Source organism: Kineococcus rhizosphaerae, from assembly GCF_003002055.1.
Taxonomy (GTDB): Bacteria; Actinomycetota; Actinomycetes; order Actinomycetales; family Kineococcaceae; genus Kineococcus; species Kineococcus rhizosphaerae.
Genome location: NZ_PVZF01000009.1, coordinates 209,856 through 231,966 on the forward strand (window position 1 = coordinate 209,856; position 22,111 = coordinate 231,966).

General features: G+C 74.7%; 24 protein-coding genes and 3 tRNA genes. 15 read left to right on the plus strand and 12 right to left on the minus strand.

What is annotated here, in order from left to right; all coding sequences use genetic code 11:
• Nucleotides 1-30 precede the first annotated feature (30 nt).
• Both orn and CLV37_RS18075 read left to right on the plus strand, forming a co-directional pair.
• Nucleotides 31-651, plus strand: a complete 621-nt coding sequence (gene orn / locus CLV37_RS18070) for an oligoribonuclease (RefSeq protein ID WP_106212942.1) — start codon at nucleotides 31-33, stop codon at nucleotides 649-651.
• A 109-nt stretch (nucleotides 652-760) separates the two neighbouring features.
• Nucleotides 761-836: transfer RNA gene (locus tag CLV37_RS18075), tRNA-His, on the plus strand.
• Nucleotides 837-882: 46 nt separating this feature from the next.
• Here CLV37_RS18075 and CLV37_RS18080 read toward each other — a convergent pair.
• Nucleotides 883-1,512: a hypothetical protein gene (locus CLV37_RS18080; protein WP_146149473.1), complete on the minus strand. Its 630-nt coding sequence runs from the start codon at nucleotides 1,510-1,512 to the stop codon at nucleotides 883-885.
• Between the two features lie 151 nt (nucleotides 1,513-1,663).
• On the opposite strand from CLV37_RS18080, the gene CLV37_RS27735 reads away from it, so the two are divergent.
• The 3 genes from CLV37_RS27735 (at nucleotide 1,664) to CLV37_RS18090 (ending at nucleotide 2,338) form a co-directional block, all read left to right on the plus strand.
• On the plus strand, nucleotides 1,664-1,837 hold the full coding sequence (locus CLV37_RS27735; protein WP_170127345.1) for a hypothetical protein: 174 nt from the start codon (nucleotides 1,664-1,666) through the stop codon (nucleotides 1,835-1,837).
• Between the two features lie 137 nt (nucleotides 1,838-1,974).
• Nucleotides 1,975-2,151: a hypothetical protein gene (locus tag CLV37_RS27740; RefSeq protein WP_170127346.1), complete on the plus strand. Its 177-nt coding sequence runs from the start codon at nucleotides 1,975-1,977 to the stop codon at nucleotides 2,149-2,151.
• Between the two features lie 114 nt (nucleotides 2,152-2,265).
• Nucleotides 2,266-2,338: transfer RNA gene (locus tag CLV37_RS18090), tRNA-Lys, on the plus strand.
• Nucleotides 2,339-2,421: 83 nt separating this feature from the next.
• Here CLV37_RS18090 and CLV37_RS18095 read toward each other — a convergent pair.
• Entirely contained in the window at nucleotides 2,422-3,081 is a 660-nt protein-coding gene (locus tag CLV37_RS18095; RefSeq protein WP_211298750.1) for a TetR/AcrR family transcriptional regulator, read from the minus strand.
• A 121-nt stretch (nucleotides 3,082-3,202) separates the two neighbouring features.
• Between CLV37_RS18095 and CLV37_RS18100 the strand changes: the two genes are divergently transcribed.
• A complete protein-coding gene (locus CLV37_RS18100) occupies nucleotides 3,203-4,957 on the plus strand; it encodes a CocE/NonD family hydrolase (protein WP_106212948.1) in 1,755 nt (584 codons plus the stop codon).
• 10 nt (nucleotides 4,958-4,967) lie between these two features.
• Here the strand turns inward: CLV37_RS18100 and CLV37_RS18105 are convergent, their stop codons facing one another.
• From CLV37_RS18105 to CLV37_RS18115, 3 genes are all read right to left on the minus strand, one after another.
• Nucleotides 4,968-5,978 carry an ATP-binding protein gene (locus tag CLV37_RS18105; RefSeq protein ID WP_146149474.1) on the minus strand — a complete coding sequence of 337 codons (1,011 nt, stop codon included), beginning with the start codon at nucleotides 5,976-5,978 and terminating at the stop codon, nucleotides 4,968-4,970.
• Between the two features lie 72 nt (nucleotides 5,979-6,050).
• Nucleotides 6,051-6,449 carry an ester cyclase gene (locus CLV37_RS18110; protein WP_106212952.1) on the minus strand — a complete coding sequence of 133 codons (399 nt, stop codon included), beginning with the start codon at nucleotides 6,447-6,449 and terminating at the stop codon, nucleotides 6,051-6,053.
• Nucleotides 6,446-7,351, minus strand: a complete 906-nt coding sequence (locus tag CLV37_RS18115) for a helix-turn-helix transcriptional regulator (protein WP_106213147.1) — start codon at nucleotides 7,349-7,351, stop codon at nucleotides 6,446-6,448. Before CLV37_RS18115 ends, CLV37_RS18110 begins: the two co-directional genes overlap by 4 nt.
• 101 nt (nucleotides 7,352-7,452) lie before the next feature.
• Here CLV37_RS18115 and CLV37_RS18120 point away from each other — a divergent pair, with 101 nt between their 5' ends.
• From CLV37_RS18120 to CLV37_RS18130, 3 genes are all read left to right on the plus strand, one after another.
• Nucleotides 7,453-8,226 (plus strand): SDR family NAD(P)-dependent oxidoreductase, encoded by a 774-nt coding sequence (locus tag CLV37_RS18120; RefSeq protein WP_106212954.1) that lies wholly within the window; start codon nucleotides 7,453-7,455, stop codon nucleotides 8,224-8,226.
• Nucleotides 8,227-8,291: 65 nt separating this feature from the next.
• Nucleotides 8,292-8,714 carry a DoxX family protein gene (locus CLV37_RS18125; protein WP_106212956.1) on the plus strand — a complete coding sequence of 141 codons (423 nt, stop codon included), beginning with the start codon at nucleotides 8,292-8,294 and terminating at the stop codon, nucleotides 8,712-8,714.
• Between the two features lie 178 nt (nucleotides 8,715-8,892).
• Complete coding sequence (locus CLV37_RS18130; RefSeq protein ID WP_106212958.1) at nucleotides 8,893-10,047, plus strand: glutathione-independent formaldehyde dehydrogenase; 1,155 nt, start codon at nucleotides 8,893-8,895, stop codon at nucleotides 10,045-10,047.
• A gap of 62 nt (nucleotides 10,048-10,109) precedes the next feature.
• Here CLV37_RS18130 and CLV37_RS18135 read toward each other — a convergent pair whose 3' ends face one another.
• The 3 genes from CLV37_RS18135 to CLV37_RS18145 all read right to left on the minus strand — a co-directional run bounded on the left by CLV37_RS18135 (nucleotide 10,110) and on the right by CLV37_RS18145 (nucleotide 13,125).
• A complete protein-coding gene (locus tag CLV37_RS18135) occupies nucleotides 10,110-10,814 on the minus strand; it encodes a fasciclin domain-containing protein (RefSeq protein ID WP_106213149.1) in 705 nt (234 codons plus the stop codon).
• A gap of 187 nt (nucleotides 10,815-11,001) precedes the next feature.
• Nucleotides 11,002-12,594 (minus strand): molybdopterin-dependent oxidoreductase, encoded by a 1,593-nt coding sequence (locus CLV37_RS18140; RefSeq protein WP_211298752.1) that lies wholly within the window; start codon nucleotides 12,592-12,594, stop codon nucleotides 11,002-11,004.
• A 114-nt stretch (nucleotides 12,595-12,708) separates the two neighbouring features.
• Nucleotides 12,709-13,125, minus strand: a complete 417-nt coding sequence (locus tag CLV37_RS18145; protein ID WP_106212960.1) for an ATP-binding protein — start codon at nucleotides 13,123-13,125, stop codon at nucleotides 12,709-12,711.
• A gap of 100 nt (nucleotides 13,126-13,225) precedes the next feature.
• Here CLV37_RS18145 and CLV37_RS18150 point away from each other — a divergent pair, with 100 nt between their 5' ends.
• The 3 genes from CLV37_RS18150 to CLV37_RS18160 all read left to right on the plus strand — a co-directional run bounded on the left by CLV37_RS18150 (nucleotide 13,226) and on the right by CLV37_RS18160 (nucleotide 17,806).
• Nucleotides 13,226-15,946 carry a SpoIIE family protein phosphatase gene (locus CLV37_RS18150; protein WP_170127347.1) on the plus strand — a complete coding sequence of 907 codons (2,721 nt, stop codon included), beginning with the start codon at nucleotides 13,226-13,228 and terminating at the stop codon, nucleotides 15,944-15,946.
• A 148-nt stretch (nucleotides 15,947-16,094) separates the two neighbouring features.
• The gene (locus CLV37_RS18155) at nucleotides 16,095-16,616 is read left to right on the plus strand and encodes a hypothetical protein (protein ID WP_106212963.1); all 522 of its coding nucleotides are present in this window, start codon (nucleotides 16,095-16,097) and stop codon (nucleotides 16,614-16,616) included.
• Nucleotides 16,616-17,806, plus strand: a complete 1,191-nt coding sequence (locus CLV37_RS18160) for a zinc-dependent alcohol dehydrogenase (protein ID WP_106212965.1) — start codon at nucleotides 16,616-16,618, stop codon at nucleotides 17,804-17,806. Before CLV37_RS18155 ends, CLV37_RS18160 begins: the two co-directional genes overlap by 1 nt.
• A gap of 66 nt (nucleotides 17,807-17,872) precedes the next feature.
• Here CLV37_RS18160 and CLV37_RS18165 read toward each other — a convergent pair whose 3' ends face one another.
• Together CLV37_RS18165 and CLV37_RS18170 are read right to left on the minus strand one after the other, a co-directional pair.
• Complete coding sequence (locus CLV37_RS18165; RefSeq protein WP_106212967.1) at nucleotides 17,873-18,019, minus strand: antitoxin; 147 nt, start codon at nucleotides 18,017-18,019, stop codon at nucleotides 17,873-17,875.
• 170 nt (nucleotides 18,020-18,189) lie between these two features.
• A complete protein-coding gene (locus CLV37_RS18170; protein WP_146149476.1) occupies nucleotides 18,190-19,407 on the minus strand; it encodes an NAD(P)/FAD-dependent oxidoreductase in 1,218 nt (405 codons plus the stop codon).
• Nucleotides 19,408-19,543: 136 nt separating this feature from the next.
• Between CLV37_RS18170 and CLV37_RS18175 the strand changes: the two genes are divergently transcribed.
• The 3 genes from CLV37_RS18175 (at nucleotide 19,544) to CLV37_RS18185 (ending at nucleotide 20,492) form a co-directional block, all read left to right on the plus strand.
• Nucleotides 19,544-19,616, plus strand: a tRNA-Lys gene (locus tag CLV37_RS18175).
• A gap of 67 nt (nucleotides 19,617-19,683) precedes the next feature.
• Entirely contained in the window at nucleotides 19,684-19,905 is a 222-nt protein-coding gene (locus tag CLV37_RS18180; RefSeq protein ID WP_106212972.1) for a hypothetical protein, read from the plus strand.
• Nucleotides 19,902-20,492 carry a hypothetical protein gene (locus CLV37_RS18185; RefSeq protein ID WP_106212974.1) on the plus strand — a complete coding sequence of 197 codons (591 nt, stop codon included), beginning with the start codon at nucleotides 19,902-19,904 and terminating at the stop codon, nucleotides 20,490-20,492. Before CLV37_RS18180 ends, CLV37_RS18185 begins: the two co-directional genes overlap by 4 nt.
• Nucleotides 20,493-20,514: 22 nt before the next feature.
• Here CLV37_RS18185 and CLV37_RS18190 read toward each other — a convergent pair whose 3' ends face one another.
• Both CLV37_RS18190 and CLV37_RS18195 read right to left on the minus strand, forming a co-directional pair.
• Nucleotides 20,515-20,856, minus strand: coding sequence for a Dabb family protein (locus tag CLV37_RS18190; RefSeq protein ID WP_211298753.1), 342 nt, complete (start codon nucleotides 20,854-20,856; stop codon nucleotides 20,515-20,517).
• A 52-nt stretch (nucleotides 20,857-20,908) separates the two neighbouring features.
• Nucleotides 20,909-22,051 (minus strand): MFS transporter, encoded by a 1,143-nt coding sequence (locus CLV37_RS18195; protein ID WP_106213155.1) that lies wholly within the window; start codon nucleotides 22,049-22,051, stop codon nucleotides 20,909-20,911.
• Between the last annotated feature and the right edge of the window lie 60 nt (nucleotides 22,052-22,111).

Genomic DNA, 22,111 nt, shown 5'->3' on the forward strand with positions numbered 1-22,111 from the left:
CGGTGCTGCCGCTCCCTCTACGCTGAGCCGGTGAGCAACGACAAGGTCACCGAGCGCATCGTCTGGATCGACTGCGAGATGACCGGGCTGAGCCTGGCCGACGACGCCCTCGTCGAGGTGGCGGTCCTGGTCACCGACGCCGACCTCAACGTCCTCGGCGACGGCGTCGACGTCGTCATCAAACCCCCGGCGGAGTCGTTGCAGGACATGGACCCCGTCGTCGTGGACATGCACACGACGTCGGGGCTGCTGGCCGAGCTGCCCGGCGGGGTGACGCTGGCCGAGGCCGAGCGGACCGTCCTGGAGTACGTGCGGCAGTGGGTGCCCGAGCCGCGCAAGGCGCCTCTGGCGGGCAGCTCGGTGCACACCGACCGCGCGTTCCTGGCCCGGGACATGCCGGAGCTGACCGACCACCTGCACTACCGGCTCATCGACGTGTCGTCCCTGAAGGAGCTCGCCAAGCGCTGGTTCCCGCGGGTGTACTTCAACACCCCGAAGAAGCACGGCGGTCACCGGGCGCTGGCGGACATCCGCGAGAGCATCCAGGAGCTGAAGTACTACCGGGAGGTGCTGTTCGTGGCCGACCCGGGCCCGGACTCCGAGACGGCCAGGGCGGCGGGCGCCAAGCACGAGCTGAAGCCGCAGGCCTGAGCCCGCGGCGGGCACCGGGGTGACACCGGGGTGAAACGTGTGCCGGAGGACTCCGGTGCGCGTGTATCCTCGTCCCGTCACCTGCGCTGCGGCGTCGGTGGTGCACGTGGTGGGTGTAGCTCAGCTGGTAGAGCACCTGGTTGTGGTCCAGGAAGTCGCGGGTTCAAGTCCCGTCACTCACCCCACACCGAAGGGGCGGTTCCGACGCGGAACCGCCCCTTCGTCGCGTCCTCAGGTGTTCTGCTCCTCGCTGCGGGCGATCCGGGTGCGCCCGATCTGCACGAGCTGCTCGCGCAGCCACGCCAGGTAGGCGTCCCGGTCGGCCCGCAGGCCCAGGGAGATGACGGGCTGCCCCACCACGTCCCAGTGCCCGGTGCCGGCGACCGGCAGCACGACGATCCGCAGCGAGAAGGGCCGGATCCGCCAGCCGAGCTGCCGTTCGACGGCGGTGACGAGGTTGGTCTCGAACAGGGCGCTGGGGGCGCGGGCGACGACCCGCTTCTCGATCTCGCGGGCGCGCGCGCACCAGGTGACGGCGTCGTCCATGCCGAGCTCGGCCAGCCCGCGCAGCTCGGTGCGCCCGGTCAGTCCCGGGTAGCGCGGCGGCAGGATCGAGGTGAGGGCGTCGGCGCCGCCTGGGAAGTGCTCCACCCACCAGGACGCCCACTGCTGGCCGGCGGCCTCGAGCCCGGCCAGGCCGCCCGCGGCGCGCAGGGGCCGGACGGCGGGGTCCAGGGGCGGCAGGTCGGGCAGGACGGGTGAGGTGGGCGGGTCCAGGCCGGCCGCGTCGCGCAGGTGCAGGGCCAGCAGCAGCGACTGAGGCATCGTGAGGTCGATCCCCCAGGCTCCGACGTCCTGCATCGCTCCACTGTCCTCGGTGGGGAACGCCTCGTCCACCCGGATCGCGCTCGAGGGGTGCCCGCCCCACCCGTCACGTCCTCCCCAGGGGTGAGGTGCGGGTCGTGCTCGTGAGGGATGTGGAGGTGGGGACCGCCTCCCTAGGGTCGTGACCATGGCCGTCCCGGTGCTGACCCGCTACCCGCTCGCCACCTCCGCCGCCCGGCGCCGACGACGGCGGATCGCCGCGGTGGTGGCCGTGCGGCGCGAGCAGTCCGGGCGCTCCGGCACCGGCCGCCGGAGCCGGGCGGTGGACGACCGCAGGGGGTCCGCCGACCACGCCGGGTGACCGCGCGGGCCCGGCGCGCGCCGCGAGTGCTCCGGACGGGTCGTGCCGGGGGCCGCGTCTCAAGGAACGCGGCGCGGGCGACGACGTTGTGTGCATCCCCTGCTCGCGGGGGCCGTTGGAAGTCCTCGGGAGGATGCATGACGCACGAGAAGACGACGTCCGCCGACAGCGCCGGCGAACCGGTGATGGAGATGCTCTCCGAGCACATCCCGCTGTCGCTGATCATGGACATGGCCTCGCCGGACGGTCCGCACTCCGCGGAGCTGCTGGCCGCGGAGGGGCTGCCCGACGAGGAGTGGTGGAACCAGGGCTGAGCGGCCCGGCCGCCCGCACGGCGGGTCCGGACCCGCGGGGAGCTACCCCTCTCGTTCCCCGCGGGGCCGGATTTCGCCGCTGCGCAGCCCCTCTGCTACGGTTCCACCCGTTCCGCGCTACTAGCTCAATTGGCAGAGCAGCTGACTCTTAATCAGCGGGTTCATGGTTCGAGTCCATGGTGGCGCACTCCTCAGGCCCCGCGACGGTTCTCCGTCGCGGGGCCTGCTGCGTTCACGGACCCTCCGCCGCACCCTCCGGTCCGGGACTGCTCACGGGCCCGCCAGCACGGCCTGGACGGCCGGGGCGGCCAGCCGGACGAGGTCCTCGCGGCCGGCGGCCGCCAGCGTCGGCACCTGCACGACGTGCCGGCCGAGCACCAGCCCCACGAGCATCGACGCGGCCACCCCCGCGCGCAGGGCGGCAGCGCCCTCGGCCCCGGCACCACCACGTCCCCGTCGACGGACGCCGTCCTGCAGCCGCGCTTCGATGAAGCCGCGCAACTGCTCGCGGGCCAGGTCGTTGGCCACGGCGCTGCGCAGCACCGCCATGAGCGGTTCGGACTGGGCGGGAACGCCTTCCCACACGTCCAGGAAGGCCCGCACGACGCGCTCGCCGAGGTCCTCGTCCGGGCCGCGGAAGACCTCGTCGAAGCGTTCGAGCACGCTCGCCGGGACCTGCACGACCGCCGCGAACAGACCCTGCTTGGAGCCGAAGAACTGCATGACGAGCGAGGCGTCGACGCCGGCCTCGGCGGCGACGGCGCGGACGGTCGTGGCGCTGAAGCCGTCCCGGGCGAACAGGGCCCGGGCCGCGTCCAGGACGCGGCCGCGGGTGTCGTGGGTCCCCGGGCGCCGGCCTCGCCTCGGCTCCCCCACCCCGCCCGTCGTCGCGTCGCCGTCGGCCGTCACGGGGCCACGGTAGAGGCTCACCCGAAGGATCTCAACGCTCGTTGACATCACAGGGAACGGACACCTAGCGTCACGGGGACGAGCCGACCGGCACCGCGGACCCTCCGATCCGCCGGTTCGCGACCCGAGCAGAGGAGCTCCCGTGAGCCAGGACCCGAAGACCTACACCGCCTCCTCCCCGCTGCCGCCCGGGCGCACCGGGGTGCTGACACCCTTCGAGCCCGGCACCCGCACGCTGCCCGCCGGGTTCCAGGTCGCCCCCCAGTTCAAGGCCCTGCCCGTCGACGTCGTGCTCGACAGGGACGTGCCCGTCACCTTGCGCGACGGGGTGACCATCCGCGTCGACGTGTTCCGCCCCGCCGGGACCGAGACGGGTGAGCAAGTGCCGGTGATCGTGGCGTGGAGCCCCTACGGCAAGGGGCAGGGCACCTCGCCCAGCGTCATGGGCGTCTTCGGCCTGGTCGGTCTGCCCAACAGCGTCGTGTCCGGGCTGGAGAAGTTCGAGGCGCCCGACCCGGCGTACTGGTGCGCCCACGGCTACGCCGTCGCCAACCCCGACGTCCGCGGCGTCGTGGACTCCGAGGGCGACAGCGTCCTGTGGGACCGCCAGGAGGGCCGCGACTGCCACGACCTGGTGGAGTTCCTGGCCGCCCAGGACTGGTGCGACGGCAAGGTCGCGATGTCCGGGACCTCCTACCTCGCCGTGGCGCAGTGGTTCACCGCGGCCGAGCAGCCCCCGCACCTGGTGGCCATCAACCCCTGGGAGGGCGTCAGCGACGTCTACCGCGACCTCGTCAAGCGCGGCGGGATGCCCGACACCGGTTTTGCGCGGCAACTGCAGGAGGGCAGCTTCTTCGGGCGCAACCGCAAGGAGGACGTCCTGGCCGAGGTCGAGACCCACCCGCTGTTCGACGAGCTGTGGGCCGACAAGGTCCCCGACTTCGAGAAGATCACCGTGCCCGCCTACGTGGTGGCCAGCTACTCCAACACCCTGCACACCGCCGGCACCTTCCGCGCCTGGCGCCGGATGGCCTCGCAGCGCAAGTGGCTGCGGATCCACGACACCCAGGAGTGGCCGGACTACTACGACCCGGCCCACGTGGAGGACCTGCGCCGCTTCTTCGACCACGTGGTCAAGGGCGTGGACAACGGCTGGGACCAGACCCCGCCGGTGCGCTACTCGGTCCTCGACCTCGCCGGTGGGGACCTGGTCGACGTCGCGGCCGAGTCCTTCCCGCCGCCCGGGGCGGTCTCGACGAGGTTCTACCTCGACGGCGCCACCCGCACCCTGACCCCGACGGCGCCCGCGGCGGCGGTGGAGGCCGCCTACGCGGTGGGCGTCAACCCCGACCGCGTCTCCTTCACCACCCGCTTCGAGGCCGAGACCGTGCTGACCGGCTACCCCAAGGCCCACCTGTGGGTCGAAGCCCGGGGCGCAGCCGACATGGACCTGTTCGTGCTGGTGCAGAAGCTGGACGCCCACGGCACCCCGCTGGCGGCGTTCACCACCCCGAACACCTCCGCGCGGATCCACGACCTGACCGACCACGGCGCGACGATCCTGAAGTACAAGGGCTCGGACGGGCGCCTGCGCGTCTCGGCGCGCCACCTGGACCCCGAACTGTCCACCGGTGACGTCCCGGCCCACACCTTCGACAGGGTCGAGCCGTTGGAGGCGGGTCAGGTCGTCGACGTGGAGATCGACCTGCTGCCCCTCGGGCTGGTGTTCCGGCCCGGGGAGCAGCTGCGGTTCGTCGTCAGCTCCGCGAACCTCCTGGGCACCCTGATGCCCGGGATCGCCGAGTACGTCGGGGCGAACGCCGGGGTGCACGTCATCCACACCGGCGGAGAGCGCGCGTCCTACCTGCAGCTGCCCGTGCAGGCGGCGACCGCCTGACCGCAGCCGTTCACAGTAGGCCTTCGAGCTCCAGCGCCCAGTCGTCCCCGGCGGGACCGTTCAGGGCGCTGGAGGCCCGCGGCTCGAACCAGACCGTCTTGCCCGGTCCGGACCCCGCCGGCAGGTCACGCACCCCCCAGCGGGCGCACACCGAGGCCACCAGCCGCAGGCCCCGCCCCGTCGTGGACGTCGCCGCGAAGGACCGGGGCTGCAGCGGGACCGGGGAGGAGTCGGTGACCTCCACCCGCACGCCGCCGTCCGCGGTGGCGTGCACGGACACCGTGAACGCGGTGCGGGCGTGCAGCACGGCGTTGGTGACCAGCTCCGAGACGGCGAGCTCGGCGGCCTCCTCGAACGCCTCCGCGTCGAGGTCGCGCAGGACGCCCCGCACGTACCGGCGCGCCGCGGTGACGCTGCTGGCCAGCGACTCCAGCACCAGGGGCGGGGCCGCCGACCGCGGTTCCCCGCCCGGACCCGGGCCGGACGTCTCGAGGGGGGCGGCGACCTCCGGGGGCGCGGCGGCTTCCGGGTGCGGGGGTCCGGGGTCCGCCGCGGGGACGACCCGCCACGGGCGCGGGGCCTCCCCGGCGAGCTGGCGCTGGGACTCCGCCACGAACCACCGCCGGTAGGCCACGACCTCCTCCGAGGCCGGCAGGATGAGCAGGTGCTGCCGGCTGCGGCAGAAGTCGTCCGCCTCGTCCAGGACCGTCCCCAGGCGCAGCAGGAAGGGACCGACGGTGGGCGGCACGGTGTACGTGACGTCGCAGAAGTCCTGCCCGGCCGCCAGCGCGGCCTGCACCGCGGCGTCGGGGGCGCTGCGGAACGCGGCGTAGGGGCCGTTGAGCTCGGCCGCGATCTCCAGCACCCGCGGCGGCAGGGACTCCCCCAGCCCGTGGCCCACCCCGATCTGCAGCAGGGACAGCTCCCGCGTCAGGTCCTGCAGGTGCTGGCTGAACAGCAGGCGCGACTGCACGGGGGTGCCCAGGAGCTGCACCTGCCGGAGTCCCCCCTCGTCACCCACCGGTCGAGTGTCACACACAGTCACAGTCCGATGATGCACAGTAGCGAGGGCCGGGAGGAAGGCCCCGCGACGTCACACCGAGCGCAGCTCGTCGCGCAGCACGGGGAACAGGTCCCCCCAGCACCGCACGATCCTGCCGCCGGCGAAGCGGTAGACCACCAGCTCCTGCACGGTGACCGTGCGCCCGGTCGGGGCGATCCCGCTGAAGGTCCCGGTGTGCGTCCCGCGGCCGAGCAGCCGCACGCAGACCGTGTCCCCCTGCACGACCACCTGCTGCGGTTCCCAGCGGTAGTCGGGGAAGGCCCTGATCACGGCGGCGACGCCCTCGACGTACGCGGCCAGCCCGTCGACCGGCCCGGACCCGCTGACGTCCTCGGCCACGAACCCGCCGAGGTCGTCGAGCCGGTGCTCGTTGCAGCAGGCCAGGTAGCGCTCGTAGAGGGCCAGCACGTCCGGGGAGTCAGAGGTCACGCACCGATGCCACCAGCACCGTCGCGGCCGCGCACCCGCAGGCTCCCCCGACCGTCGTGGGCACCGGGCGGCTCCAGCGCCCACCCGGCCAGCACCGGCAGCACGCGCGCCGTCGGCGAGTCCGGTTCGACGGTGTAGACGACCAGCCGCTGGTCGGGGTCGTGCGGCCCGACGACGGACTCGATGCCGAACTCCAGCGGCCCCGCGACCGGGTGGTCGACCTGCTTGCGCACCGACGTGCGGAAGGTGACCCGCTGGTCGTCCCACCACCGCGCGACGTCGGGGTCGGCGCGGCGCAGCTCGGCGATCAGCCCGGCCAGCCGCCGGTCCTCGGGGCAGCGCCCCGACTCGAAGCGCAGCGCCCCGACGGCCGAGGCGGCGAAGTCGGCCCAGTTCACGATCCGCCGCCGCGCCGCGGGGTCCAGGAACAGCCAGCAGACGAACGACGAGCCGGGCTCCATCGCGTCGCCGAGGACGGCGGTCAGCAACCCGTTGCGCGCCAGCACTTCCGAGCGCCGGCCGAGCAGCAGCACGGGGACGTGGTCCAGGGCCGTGGCCAGGCGCAGCATCCCGGGGTCGGGGCGTTGCGGCGCCTGCGGCCCGCTGCGGCGGCGCCGCGAGGAGGGGGCGGCGAGGTCGCGCAGGTGCGCGCTCTCCACCTCGTCCAGCTGCAGCGCCCGCGACAGCGCCGCGACCACGTCGTCGCTGACGGTGGGCTGCCGGCCCTGCTCCAGCCGGCTGTAGTGGTCCGGGCTCAGCCCGGCCAGGACGGCCAGCTCCTCCTTGCGCAGCCCGGGGACCCGGCGGGGTCCCGGGAAGGCGGTGATGCCCGCCTGCGCCGGGGTCAGCCGGTCGCGCCGGGAACGCAGGAAGGCACCCAGGGCGGCGCGGTCGGCAGGCACGACGCCAGCGTAGGAGCGCACCCGTCGCGTGGACCTGGTCGTCCCGTGACCAGGCAGGACGCACCCTGGCCGCCCACCGCGCCCGCGGGTCGGATGGCCGCATGACCACCGCACCGAGCGGGGCCGACAGCCCCCGCACCGTCCTGATCACCGGATCCACCAGCGGCATCGGCGCCGCCACCGCCCGCACGCTGGCCCGCGACGGCTGGCACGTCGTCGTCACCGGGCGCGACGAGGCCCGGGGCGCGTCCGTCGTCGCCGCGGTCGAGGCCGACGGCGGCCGGGCCGTCTTCACGCCCTCGGACCTCACCGGCCCGCCGGACTCCCTGCGCCGGTTCGCCGCGGCGGCCACCGCCGCGGCCGGGGGCCACCTCGACGCCGTCGTCCACAACGCCGCCCTGTGCCCGGCGGTCGACACCGTGTCCCTGTCCGACGCCGACCTCGAGGCGACGCTGGCGGTCAACGTCCGCGCCCCGCACGTCCTGACCGCCGCGCTGGCCCCGGCCATGGCCGGGCGCGGCCGGGGCGCGATCGTCGTGATCGGTTCCTGGATGGCGCACGTCGGGCACCCGTTCGTCGGGCTCTACTCGGCCACCAAGGCCGCCGAGATCCAGCTCGCGCGCAGCTGGGCAGCCGAGTTCGGGCCCCGCGGGGTGCGGGTCAACACCGTCTCCCCCGGCGCCACCCGCACGCCGGTCAACGCCGCCGACGGCGACGTCGTCGCGCACATGACCGCCGGAACCCCGGCCGGGCGCCCGGGCACCCCCGAGGAGGTCGCCGACGCCGTGGCCTGGGTGCTCTCGCCGCGCGCCGGGTACGTGCACGGCGCCGAACTCGCCGTCGACGGCGGGATCACGGCGACCCGCGGCGTCTGAGCGACGGGCCGGGGGCGGGGCGTCCACGACGCGCGGGCCGGGCGGGACGCGCGCAGGCTGGGACTGTGCAGCCTCCCGCCCGCCCGGTCTCCCGCACCCGCACCGCCGCCCGCTGGGCCCTCGGCGGGGTGCTGGTCTTCGCCGGCACCTCGCACCTGACCTTCGCGCGCGGGCCGTTCGCCGCCCAGGTGCCGCCCTGGGCGGTGAAGGCCTCGCCCTTCTCCGCCGACGACATCGTGCTCATGTCCGGCGTCGCCGAGATCGCCCTGGGCAGCGGGCTGGTGCTGATGAGGGAGGACCAGCGGAAGGTGGGCGCCCTGGCGGCGGCGTTCTTCACGGCGATCTTCCCCGGGAACGTCGCGCAGTACACCGAGCACCGCGACTCCTTCGGTCTGGACACCGACCGCAAGCGCGCGCTCCGGCTGCTGGGTCAGCCGGTGCTCGTGGCCTGGGCGTGGTGGTCGACGCACCCCGGACCCCGCGGCTGAGGGCGGGGTCCACCGCTGCACGGCGTGCTCCACGGGGTTCCAGAGCGCCGACCGCCGCTCGAGCGTGCAAGGTGGTGGACGAGGTCGCGCGAGGGTCCGGAACACCCCGCGCGCCGTCGCCGGTGCCCGCCGCAGCGGGACGGCCGGCGCCACCGTCAACGACACCGAGGAGTTCCCCGTGAAGGCTCTCGTCTACAACGGCGCGTTCGACGTCTCCGTCCAGGACGTCCCCGACGCCCGGATCGAAACCCCCACCGACGCCGTGGTCCGCATCACCTCGACCAACATCTGCGGCTCCGACCTGCACATGTACGAGGGCCGCACCGACATGGAGACCGGCCGGGTCCTGGGCCACGAGAACATGGGGATCGTCGAGGCCGTCGGCGCGGGCGTCGACCGCCTGAAGGTCGGCGACCGCGTCAGCCTGCCCTTCAACGTCGCCTGCGGCACGTGCGAGACGTGCGTGGCGGGCAGGACCGGTTTCTGCCTGCGCGCCAACCAGGCCGGTACCGCGGGGGCGGCGTTCGGGTTCGCCGCCATGGGCGAGTACGCCGGCGGCCAGGCCGAACTCCTGCGGGTCCCGTGGGCCGACTTCAACGCCCTGGTCCTGCCCGAGGGCACGGACAAGGAACTCGACTACACGATGCTGTCGGACATCTTCCCCACCGGCTGGCACGGGGTGGAACTGTCCCGGTTCGAGCCGGGCGACTCGGTCGCGATCTGGGGCGCCGGGCCCGTGGGTCTCATGGCCGCGCACTCGGCCCGCATCCGCGGCGCCGCCGAGGTGTTCGTCGTCGACCGCCAGCCGGATCGGTTGAAGCTGGTCGCGAAGGCCGGCGCCACCGCGATCGACTACTCCGCCGGGGATCCGGTGCAGCAGATCCTGGAGGCCACCGGCGGGCGGGGCGTGGACCGCGGGGTGGAGGCCATCGGGTACCAGGCCCACGACGCCTCCGGCGACGAGGACGCCTCGCTCGCGCTGAACCAGCTCGTCCAGGTGGTCAAGGCCACCGGCGGGATCGGGGTCGTCGGGGTGTACCTGCCGCAGGACCCCGGCGCGAAGGACGAACTCGCCCAGCAGGGCAAGGTCGCCTTCGACTACGGCACGTTCTGGTTCAAGGGCCTGTCGATGGGCACCGGGCAGTGCAACGTCAAGGCCTACAACCTGAAGCTGCGCAACCTCATCACCGCCGGGACCGCCACCCCGAGCTTCATCGTCAGCCACGAACTCGACCTCACCGAGGCCGGCGGGGCGTACGAGAAGTTCGACCGCCGCGACGAGGGCTGGACCAAGGTCGTGCTGCACCCCGGGGACTTCAGCGCCGCGCGCTGACCCCCGGACCACGACCGGCGGCCCGTCCCCCACGAGGGGACGGGCCGCCGGTCCGGTGGGGATCACATCGGGGGCATGAGCACCGAGTCGACGAGGTAGACGGTGGCGTTGGCCGTCTGGACGTTCCCGCAGATGACCTTGGTGGACCCGTTGACGGTCATCGCGTCCGGGGTCCCGGCGACCTTGAGCGAACCCCCCTCGACGGTGGGCACGGTCCCGGCGTCGATGAGCTGCTGCGGCGTCATGCGGCCCTGGACCACGTGGTAGGTCAGGACGGTGGTGAGCGTCTTGGCGCCCTCGGGGGTCTTCAGCGAGTTCACCGTGTCCGCGGGCAGGGCCTGGAAGGCGGTGTCGACGGGGGCGAAGACCGTGAACTGCCCGCCGTTGAGGGTGTCGACGAGGTTCACCTGCGGGTTCAGCTTGCCCGAGACCGCAGCGGTCAGCTGCGTCAGCAGCGGGTTGTTCGACGCGGCGGTGGTCACGTTGTCCTGGGCCATGCCCTGGACGGACCCGGCGCCGGAGGGGACCTTGGCGGCGTAGTCGGCGCACCCCGAGCCCACGGGGGTGGTGTCGGCCATCGCCGAGCTGGAGGTCATCGTGTCGCTGGGGCTGGACGAGGTCGTCGAGCTCGAGCTGGACGAGCTCGACATCGAGCTGCTCGGGGCGCTGCCGGCGCTGTCGTCGGAGCCGCCGCAGGCCGAGACTCCGAGGCCGAGCGCTCCGGCCAGGGCCAGGGCGGAGAAGGTGCGCTTGCGGGTCGCGGTCATCATCTCGTGCTCACTCCTCAGTGCTGGTGGTGCACCCCCGGACGACGTTCGCCCGGGAGACGGGTCTGGTTCGGCGTCGTCCCGTTCCGGGGTTCGGTCTCCGGAGCGGTTGCGGTGCCGTCGATCTGCATTCGCAGCCGCGCCCGCTGCGGTTTGGTGGGACCTGCGGAACTTCTCCGGCAGCCGGTCAGGTGACGGTGAAGAACTTGCTGGGCCAGCCTGAGGAACCGTCGGGGATCGGTTTCACCACGTCCTGGGTCTGCAGCTGCCCGGTGCCGTCGGTGGCCCGGGCGCGCACGGTGTGGTTCCCGGGTTCGGCGCCGTCCCACGCGTACGTCCACTGCACCCAGGTGCTGGGGTTCACCGTGGGCACGAGGGTGGCCTCGACCCACTCCCCGTCGTCGACGCTGACCTCGACCCTGCTGATGCCGCGGGTCTGGGCCCAGGCCACCCCGGCGACGGGGACGGTGCGCCCGGAGGCGACCTTGGCGAAGGAGGCCGGGACGTCGATGCGGGTGGCGGTCTTGATCGGCGCCTGCGGCGCCCACCCGCGATCGGTCCAGTAGGCCGTCTTCGCGTCGAAGCGGGTGACCTCGACGTCGGTGATCCACTTGCAGGCCGAGACGAACCCGTACAGGCCGGGCACGATCATCCGGGCGGGGAAACCGTGCACGTCGGTGAGCGGTTCCCCGTCCATCCCGATCGCGATCATCGAGTCCCGGCCGTCGGTGGCCTCGGCGAGGGGGGTGGAGACGGTGAACCCGTCGACGGAGGTCGAGAACAGCATGTCCGCCCCGTCCGCGATCCCCGCCCGGTCCAGCAGCGTGGTCAGCGGCACACCGAGCCAGCGGGCGTTGCCGGCCAGGTTCCCGCCGACCTCGTTGGACACGCAGGTCATGGTCATCCACCGCTCGTGCAGGTCCTCGCCCAGCAGGTCCTCGAAGGTGACGGTGACCTCGCGCTCGACCATCCCGTGGATGCGCAGCGACCACGTCGACACGTCGACCTGCGGGACGGACAGCGCGGTGTCGACGCGGTAGAAGTCCTTCGCGCTCGTCACGTACGGCGTGATGCCCTCGGTCGGGTCCACCCCCGCCGGCAGAGCGGCGGCCGGGGACGCGGGGGCCGGCAGCCGGATGCCGGCGCGCGTGGCCGCCACCGAGTGCGACCGGTTCACGACCGTGCCCGCGCCGGCGGTCACGGCCGCGGTCCCGGCGACCGCGCCGAACAGCACCGACCGGCGGGACAGCGACCGCGTTCCCCGGCCCCCGGCGGCCCCCCGCCGCACCGCGCGGACGAGCAGGACGAGGGCGGCGGCGCCGGCCAGGGTGCCCACCGTGGAGGGCACCCAGCTCAGCGCGGTGGCGTCGGGGCGGTGGGCCGTGGCCCCGATCGCTGCGGCCCCCAGCACGGCCACCAGGACCAGAGCGGCGCGCAACCACCGCACGGCCACCAGGCCGACGACGGCGAAGAGGACGACGAGGGTGGCGTACAGGCTGCCCAGCAGCACGGCCTTGTCGGACTGGCCGAACTGACGGATCGCCCACTCCTTCAGCCACTCCGGCGTGCGGGCGATGAACTCCTGCCCGACGCCGAGCACCGGGTCGGCCGAGCGGGTCACGAAGGAGGCGAGCAGCGTCCCGACCCCGAGGGTCAGGCCCCCCGAGAGCAGTCCGGCCAGCAGACCGCGCAGTGCCGTCGGGGGAACCTCGGGGCGCCGGGGCGGGCGCCCCCGCCCCGGCCGACGGGCGCGGGCGGTGGGGTCGGGTCGGCGTCGCACGGGGCTCCTCGGTCGCTCGGGCGGACCGTCGGGCGGGCCCGGTCCACCTCTGCCTTCGGAGCCGCCGCCGTCGTGGATGCGTCCCGGTCGCCCCCTCGGTGGCGGTGGGTGCCGTCAACCGTCCTCGTCGGCGGGGCGGCCCGGGAAGCCGGTGCCCGCGGCGCAGCTGAACCAGACGACCTTCCCGGACCCGTCCGGGCGCGGGTGGACCCCCCAGTCCTTGGCCAGCAGGTCCACCAGCGCCACCCCGCGCCCGCCGGTGGCCTCCGGCGCGACCTCGCGCCGCTGGGGCCGGTCGCCGCTGCCGTCGCCGACCTCGACCCGCACCTGCCCCGGTTCGCTCGTGACCGCGACGGTCACGGGAGGGCTGCCGTGCAGGACGGCGTTCGCGACGAGTTCGCTGGTCAGCAGCTCCAGGACCTGCTGGGAAGCGGCGTCGGGGAGGTGGACCCGGCAGGCGTCGAGCACCCAGCGGCGGGCGACACCGACCGCCGACCGCCGGAAGGGCAGGTCCAGCACCACGTACGTCACACCACGACTCCCTGCTCACGCCAGGAGCCGAGTGGTTTCAGCCGCTGTTCGCACACCCCGCCGAGCGCAGGGGCCACCACTGGTGGCAGTTCGCACACTGGTGCGAGTCCAGCTCCTGTGCAAGTGGAGCCCGGCGGCCGTGCCGTCGGCGATGATGGACGCCGCCTCGTCGCGCAACCCCTCGCGGCCCGGACCCGACCTCGGAGACCGCCACGTGACCCCCTGGACCCCGCGACCGCCGCACGAGCCGCGGTCCGCGACCACCGTCGAGGCCGGCGACGCCGACGGCGGACCGGCCCGGCGCCCGCTGCCGGCCACGGGCGACGCCGGCCTGCGGGCCGTCGCGGCGCTCGCCGCCCGCCTGCTGTCCGCCCACGCCGCCGAGGTCTGCCTGGTCGGCGGGACGCGCACGATCGTCGCCGGCGCGGCGGCGGCCGCGGGGAGCACCGGCGGACCGACGTCCCCCGAGGAGGCGCTGTGCACCCTCGTCGCCCGCGGGGGCGTGCCTTCGAGCGTCGAGGACGCCGGTGCCGACGTGCGGGTCGCCCACCTGGGCCCGGTGACCCGCGGCGAGGTGGGCGCCTACCTGGGGGTGCCCCTGGTCGGCGACGACGGACAGGTCGTCGGGGCCCTGTGCGTCCTCGAGAGGTCCCCCCGCCGCTGGAGCACGACCGACCACGACCTGCTGCAGCACCTGGCCCCCGCCGTGGCGGCCCAGCTGCAGATCGCGGCCCTGGACGCGGGCGTGGCCCACGCAGACCGCCGGGAGGTGCTGGCCGGGGCGGCGCACGCGGCCGGCATCGGCTCCTTCACGTGGGACGTCGGCGACGACGTCCTGGTGTGGGACGGCCCGCTGCTCGAGGTCTTCGGCTACGACGAGACCACTTTCTCCGGCACCATCGACGCCTTCAGCGCCCGTCTGCACCCCGACGACGCGGAACCGGTCGACGCGGCTCTGCGGGCGGCGATCGGACGGCTCGGCGAGTACGCCGCGGACTTCCGCGTGGTCCGCCCCGACGGCACCACCCGCTGGCTGTCGGCCCGCGGACGCGCCCACCGCGACCCCGCGGGGCGGACGCACGTGCTGGGAGCCGTCACCGACGTCACCGCGCTGCGCGAGCAGGAGGCCCGGGTCGCCGCGGTCCTGGAGGCCATGCCGGTCGGCTACCTCGGCCTGGACGCGGACTGGCGGATCGCCTACGTCAACGCCGAGACCGAACGGGTCGCCGGTGCCCCCCGGCGCGACCTCGTCGGGCGCGACTTCTGGCGCACCTTCCCCGCCACCGTCGGCACGGTCTTCGAGGACAGCTACCGCCGCGCCGTGCGGGAGCGGGTCGACGTCGTGTTCGACGCGTACTACCCGGCGCCGCTGGACGTGTGGGTGGAGGTCCGGGCCGTCCCCCGCGACGACGGGCTGGCCCTCTACTTCGTCGACGTCACCGACCGCCGGCGCGCCCTGGAGGACCGGGACCTGGCCGCCCGGCGGCTGCGGCGGACAGCGCACTTCGCCCTGGCCCTGGGCCGGGTCGCGACGATCGACGACCTCGTGCGCACCGTCGCCGAGGACGGGCTGGCCGAGCTGGGCTGCAACGGCGGGTCGGTCGCCGCACCCGACCCCGAAGACCCCAGCACGCTGGTCTCGCTCCTGGCGAGCAGCTACGGCGCCCAGGCCCAGCAGGAGTACGGCCGGCTGGACCTGCACGCGGACCTGCCGGTGGCCGCCGCCGCCCGGACCGGGCGGGCCGTGCTGGTCGCCGACCGCGACGCCTGCCTGGCCTACTCCCCCGAGATGGGGCACGTGCTGGAGGTGACCGGCTCGGTCGCCTTCGCCAGCCTGCCGCTGCGGGTGGAGGACCGGACCATCGGCGTCGTCACCGCCGGCTGGGACGCCCCGCAGACCTTCGACGAGCACCAGCTCGACCTGCTGGAGACGTTCGCGGCGCAGGTCGCGCAGGCGCTGGGGCGCCTGCAGGCGCTCGACGCCGAACGCGCCGCGGCCGCCGAGGTCGCGGGCCTGTCCGCAGCCCTGCAGCGCTCCCTGCTGACCGAGCTGCCCGAACCCGACCACCTCGAGCTCGTGGCCCGCTACGTCCCGGCCGCGGACGCGGCTCAGGTCGGGGGTGACTGGTACGACGCGTTCACCGTCCGCGACGGGTCGACGTGCCTCGTCGTCGGGGACGTCACCGGCCACGACCGTGCCGCCGCGGTGCAGATGGCCCAGGTCCGCAACCTGCTGCGCGGCACCGCCCACGCCCTCGTCGAACCCCCGGCCGCGGTCCTGGGCGCCCTCGACGGGGCCATGCGGGACCTGGCCGTCGGTGCGCTGGCCACCGCCGTCCTGGCGAGGGTGGAGCAGGGCGCCGACGCCGCCGCCCGCGGGCTGCGCACCCTGCGCTGGTCCAACGCCGGGCACCCGCCGCCGCTGCTGCTGACCGCGGACGGTCACGCCGAGTTCCTGCGCCGGCCCAGCGACCTGCTCCTGGGCCTGGGGCTGGACATCGAGCGCCACGACCACACCCGCGAACTGCCGCCCGGCTCGACGGTGCTGCTGTTCACCGACGGGCTCGTCGAACGACGCGGTGAGGACCTCGACCACGGGCTGGAGCGGCTCCGGCGGACCGCGGCCCCGTTGGGTCACCTGCCGCTGCAGGAGCTGTGCGACGAGCTCCTGCAGCGGCTCGCGGGCGACAGCGAGGACGACGTGGCGCTGCTCGCCCTGCGCGCCCACCCCGAGGACCGGCCGCGCCCGGCCGAGGCGGGGCCGGGGAAGGGACCCGCCGACCTGGTCGGCGACGCGCCCGGCCCGTTGCCACCGGGCTGAGCGGGCCGGGCACCGGCACCGGTCCGGTCGCGGGGCGCCCGGTGGTCGCGCCGCTCCGGGGTGCGCTCCAGCACCACCGACGCGACAGTGAGGCTCACACCTGGACGTCGAGCACCCGTGCGTTCACCACGACGAGGACGGGCGGAGCATGCACATCAGCGCAGCGAAGGACCTGGCGACGAAGGCGGCGGCCGCCGCGGGGAACGTGGTCCTGCGCCACGGCGGCCCGTCCGGTCCGCGGCAGCAGACGCTCACGGTGACGCGTCCGGTGGAGAACGTCCTGCGCGCGTGCCAGGACGCCGACGTGCTGGCGGCGGTGGTCGGACCGGCCGGTGGGGTCGTCCGGCAGGACCCCGACCGGTTCACCTGGCACCTGGCCGGCCGGACGGTCGTCACCGACCTCGTGGCCGAACCGAACCGCGTGGTGTTCCGCACGGCCGGTCCCGAGCCGGCCGAGGCCCTCGTGGTGGAGGCCTGGCCCGCTCCCCGCGAGGGCGGGGCGGAGGTGGTCGTGCGACTGGACCTGCCCCTGGCGGGTGAGCTGGGCGAGGGCGCGGCGGCGTTCACGTTCGCCTACCGGCTGCGGGCCCTGCTGCAGACGGGCGAGGTCCCGACCCTCGGCGACGTCCCCAGCGGCCGCTCCGGGCAGAACTCCGGGGAGGAGCGCTGATGCGCGCCCTGTGCTGGAACGGCCCGAACGACCTGGCCGTGGAGACCGTCCCCGACGCGAGGCTCGTCAACCCGCGCGACGTGGTCCTGGAGGTGACGTTGAGCAGCGTGTGCGGTTCGGACCTGCACATCGTCGACGGGTACCTGCCGGGCGCGTTGCCCGGCGACGTCATCGGGCACGAGTTCACGGGCCGGGTCGTGGAGGTCGGCCCGGAGGTGTCCCGGGTCCGCGTCGGGGACCGCGTGGTCGTGCCGAGCTTCATCGCCTGCGGGAACTGCTGGTACTGCGAGCGCGAGCTGTACTCGTTGTGCGACACGACGAACCCGCACGCCGCGACCCAGCAGCCGCTGCTCGGGTACCCCAGCGGCGGGATCTACGGCTACACCCAGCCCTTCGGCGGGTACGCGGGATCGCACGCGCAGTTCGTCCGGGTGCCGTTCGGCGACGTGAACTGCTTCACCGTCCCGGACGCCCTCGACGACACCTCGGCCCTGTTCGCCTCCGACGCCCTGCCGACGGGGTTCATGGGCGCCGACCTGTGCGGCATCACGCCCGGGGACACGGTGGCGGTGTTCGGCGCGGGCGCCGTCGGGCTCATGGCGGCCGCCTCGGCGAAGCTGATGGGCGCCGACCGCGTCCTGGTCGTCGACCGGGTCCCCGAACGCCTGCACCTGGCGCGCACGCGGGTGGGCGCCGAGACCGTCGACTACTCCGAGGTCGACAGCGTCCAGGAGTTCCTGCGCGAGACGACCGGTGGGCGCGGACCGGACGCCGTGATCGAGGCCGTCGGCATGGAGGCGCACGGCACAGGCGTCCAGCACGTCGTGGACCGCGCGAAGCAGGCCCTGCGGCTGGAGACCGACCGGGCGACGCCGCTGCGCGAGGCGGTGCTCGCGGTCCGCAAGGCGGGGACGGTCGTGGTGCTCGGCGTGTACGGGCTGACGGACAGCTTCCCCACCGGCGTCGTCCTCAACAAGGGCCTGACGATCCGCTCGGCCCAGCAGCACGGGCAGCGGTACGTGCCGCGCCTGCTCGAGCACCTCGTCGCCGGGGAACTGCAGACGAGTTTCCTGGCCACCCACCCGATGTCCCTGGAGGACGGGGTGCGCGGCTATGAGATGTTCAAGGACAAGACCGACGGGTGCGTGCGGGCGGTGTTCGCCCCCGGCGGGGTCACGACACCCGCCTGAGCGTCCGGGCCCCGGCACGACGAGAGCCCCCGGCCGTTCGGCCGGGGGCTCTCGGGGAGGTCGCGGTCAGTCGCCGATCTTCTGGTCGGCCGCTTCCTGCGCCTTGTCGATCTGCTCGTCGTGCTTCCCGCCGGTCTTCTCGTCGACCGCGTCACCGGCCTTCTCGATGCCGGCGTCGCTGGCCTTCTCGGTGATGTCGCCGAAGTCGGGCATGCGTCAACTCCTCTGAACGGTCGTGCGGCCCACCGCCCGGGCGGGCCGTCGGTGCCTCAAGCCTGGTCCCGCTGCGATCGGTCCGCCACCCGGAACGGCCCCGCAGGTGGCGTCAGCGGTCGCGCCGGAACGTTCCCGGTGGGCGCCCCGGGTGAACCCCGCCTGGCGCCTCAGACCTTCCCGCGCAGCAGCCGCCGGAAGTAGACCTGCGGCAGGACGTAGCGGTCGAACGCCCACGCCGAGCGGCGCGGCGCGAACGGGGCCGGCAGCGGCAGCGGCCGGGGGCCCCGCCGGTCGGCCTGCACGAGCATCAGTTCGTGCCGGCTCGTGGTCACCGGCATGACGGTGTACCCGTCGTAGGACCGCAGCCGGCGCCCCTTCGCGGCGGCGGACAGGTTGCGTGCCAGCACCTTCACCTGCTTGCGCAGCGCCCCGCCGGAGGAGCGGGTCTGCAGCGCGGCGACGTCCCCGATCGCCCAGACGTCGGGGTGGTGGCGTGAGCGCAGGGTGCCCGGGTCGATGTCGACGAGCCCGGCCGGCGACCCGTCCCCCAGGCCGCTGCGGGTGATCCACTCCGGGGCGCGGTAGTGCGGCACGGCGTGGGCGTAGGCGAGGTGGTCCACGCGCCACGGGCCGTCCGGCGTGGCGATCTCCACCGACCGCAGCACCGGGTCGACGCCGGTCAGCCGGGCCCGGCGCAGCACCCGCACGCCGTAGGACCGCAGGGCGGCCTCGAGGTGCTCGTCGGCGCCGTCGACCCCCAGCGGCCGCTCCTGCGGCAGGACCACCGTGACGTCGAGGTCGGCCAGCACGCCCGTCCGGCGCCAGTGGTCGCAGGCCATCAGGGCCGGTTTGAGGGCGGTGGGCGCGCACGGCGCGGGCTCGGGCGGGACGGTGAACACGACGGCGCCCTCGCGCACGCCGCGCAGCGCCGGCCACACCAGGGGCGCCGAGCTCGGCACGTAGGTCGAGCCGGCCCAGCCGGCGGTGTAGGCGTCCTGCAGCCCGGGGGTGGCGTCCCAGTCCTCGCGCAGCCCGGGGCACACGACGAGCGTGCCGTAGCCGATGGTGCGCCCCAGGCGCGTGCGGACGGCGTGCCGCCCGGCGTCGACGACCTCGACGGCGTCCTGGACCCAGCGGCACCCGTCCGGGATCACCGACCCCGTCGGGCGCTCGACGGCGGCGGGCCTGGCCTGGCCCGCGCCGACGTAGTTGAGCAGGGGCCGGTAGCGGTGGACCGGGGACGGCTCGACGATCGCGACGTCCCGGGCTCCGTCGCGCAACAGCTTGGCGGCCAACGAGATCCCCGCGTTGCCCGCGCCCACGACGAGGACCTCGGCGTGGGCGGGCGAGGTGCTGGGCTGCGCGGTGCGGGTGGGGGTGGGCACCGGGCCACCCTCATCCGCCCCGGTGACCCCCGCCACTCGGACCGTCGGGCCCGTCGTGGCGGGTGCGCCGGACGGGTGGGCGACGCCGGCCGTGGCCCGGAGCACCCCACCGGCCCTGGTACCGTTGTCCACGCAAGCGCTACTAGCTCAATTGGCAGAGCAGCTGACTCTTAATCAGCGGGTTCATGGTTCGAGTCCATGGTGGCGCACCCTTCACGACCAGCACCCCCGTCGCCGTCGCGACGCCGGGGTCGCAGCACGAGAGGGACGGGCCCGATGCGTCTGACCGGCCTCGAACGGGCCGTCCTCGAAGCCGCCGAGCAGTCCCACGTCCTGGTCGAACCCGAGTCCGCCGAGGCGGTCGGCGCCGTCTACCTGCGGTTGAACCGCGACGGCTTCCTCGACGTCGAGTGGTGGCCCGGCGACCCCCTGCCCCTCCTGGTGGCCATCACCGGCACCGGCCGCACCGTCCTGGCCCTGCAGCGGGACCTGGGGTGAGCACCGGCGCCGGGCCGCGCTGGGCGCGGCTGGCCAGTGAGCTCCTCGCCCCGTGGGTGCTCGCCGCCGTCATGCCGGTGCTGGTCTCGGCGCTCACGACGCGACCGGCGTGGCGCGGCGCCCTCCTCGGGCTCGTCGTCACCACGACCTGCGCCGCCGTCCCCTACGCCGTCGTCGCGGTGGGGGTGCGGCGCGGGCGCTACGAGTCGCACCACGTCCGGCGCCGCGAGGACCGGCCGCCGCTGCTGGCCCTGGTCGCCGGGCTGACGGTGCTGACCGCCGTCCTGCTCGTCGCGCTGGGCGCCACGGCGACGTCGCTGACCTACCTGGGGTTGATGACCGCCTGCGTCGGGGTGGGCCTGGTCGTGTCGCGGTTCTGGAAGATCTCGCTGCACTGCCTGGTCCTCACCGCGTCGGTGGTGGTGCTGACGGGCCTGCGACCGTGGGCGTTCCCGGTCCTGGCGACCGTCGCCTGGGTCGGGGCCGCCCGCGTGCGGCTCGGGGCGCACACGCCGGCGCAGGTGGCCGCCGGGACCGTCGCGGGCGCCGTCCTGGCCGGGGCCGCTCTGGTGCTCGCCCCGGCCTGAGCCCCGGCCGCGCGGCCCCTCGTCAGCCCAGGTCGTCCACCGCGACGAAGTCGTACTCGTGGAACTCGGCGACCTCGGGCACCCAGCGGTCCGCGACGAACGCGCGGTGGGCCGGGTGCGCGTCGTAGGCGGCGTAGGCGTCCTGGTCGGCGAACGTCATGGAGAACCGCCAGTCGCCGGAGCTCTCGGCGCTCACCTGCCGGTGCACGGCGAACCCGCCGACACCCTCGATCGCGGCCAGGACGCGGTGGGCGGTCCGCAGGAAGTCGCGTTCGGCGGCCGAGCCCGCCGGGTGGACCAGGCGGAAGACGACCGTGTGCTGGATCGGGTGCTGCATCGGGTGCTGGGTCTGGTGCTCGCTCACGCACGGGGAACTGCGCGCGGGCGGCCCCGGTTCCCGCTGCAGCGCCGCGGCGTCAGGTCCTGGTCGTCCGCAGCAGCAGGGCGAACGAGACCACCTGCAGGACGACGAGGAGGACCACGACCGCTGTCGTGGAGACCTCCAGGAGCACGCCCACCGCGGCGCCCCCGAGCAGGGCCGCCGCGCCCTGGATCGCGGCGAAGACCCCGTAGGCGCTCCCGCGCCGGTTCCCCGGGACGAGGGAGGCGACGAGGGCCTTGACGGTGGAGTCCTGCACCCCGCCGGCCGCGCCCCACAGCAGGGCACCCGCGACGAGCGCGACGACGTCCGGGGACAGGGCCAGCACCGCCGCTCCCGTCCCCAGCAGGGGCAGCGCCAGCAGGACCCGCCCGTGCCAGCGGTCGAAGGCGAAACCCGTCGCGAGGGCGGCGACGGCGGCTGCGGCCATCGCCGCGGCGTACAGCAGCGGGGCCTGGGCGAGGCTCAGCGTCCCGTTCGCCGTGGCGTGGAACGACAGGACGCCGAACGTCAGCAACCCCGCCGTCGCGGCGGCCGCGGCCGCGGCGAAGACGAAGAACTCCCGGGGCAGGTCCAGGCCGAGCCGGTCGCGCCAGGTCGGGCGGACCGGTTGCGGCGCAGCCCTTCCCGGAACCTCGGACGCAGGTTCGAGTGCGGGTTCGGGTGCTCGGCGGCGCAGCAGCAGGAGCAGCAGGATCGAGGCGGCGCCGGGGACGGCGAGCACCGCGAACGCGGGCGCCGTGGTCCCGGCGGCGGCCACGACGGCGGCCACGACGAGGGGCCCGGCGAAGGCGCCGACCTGGTCGAGCGCCTGCTGGACGGCGAAACCCCGGCCCAGTCCGGTGCCCGTGGCGGCGCGGGCCAGCAGCACGGACTTGGCGGGGCTGCGGACGGCCTTGCCGGTGCGTTCGGCCAGGACCAGGACGACGGCGAGCGCGAGACCGGCGGACCCGAGCGCCGGGGCGAGGGCGAGGAGCGGGACGCAGACCGCGGTGAGGGCGTACCCGAGCAGGGTCAGCGACCAGTACCGGCCGGTGCGGTCGGCGAGGGGCCCGGACACCAGGCGCAGCAGCAGGGCCGCGGCCTCGCCGGCCCCCGAGACGACGGCGACGAGCAGGGCCGAGGCGCCCAGGGAACCGAGGAAGGGCCCGGTGATCGAGCGGGCGCCCTCGTAGACCATGTCGGCGCTCAGGCTGACGACGCCGAAGCCGACGACGAGTCGCCAGGGGGTCCAGACGGG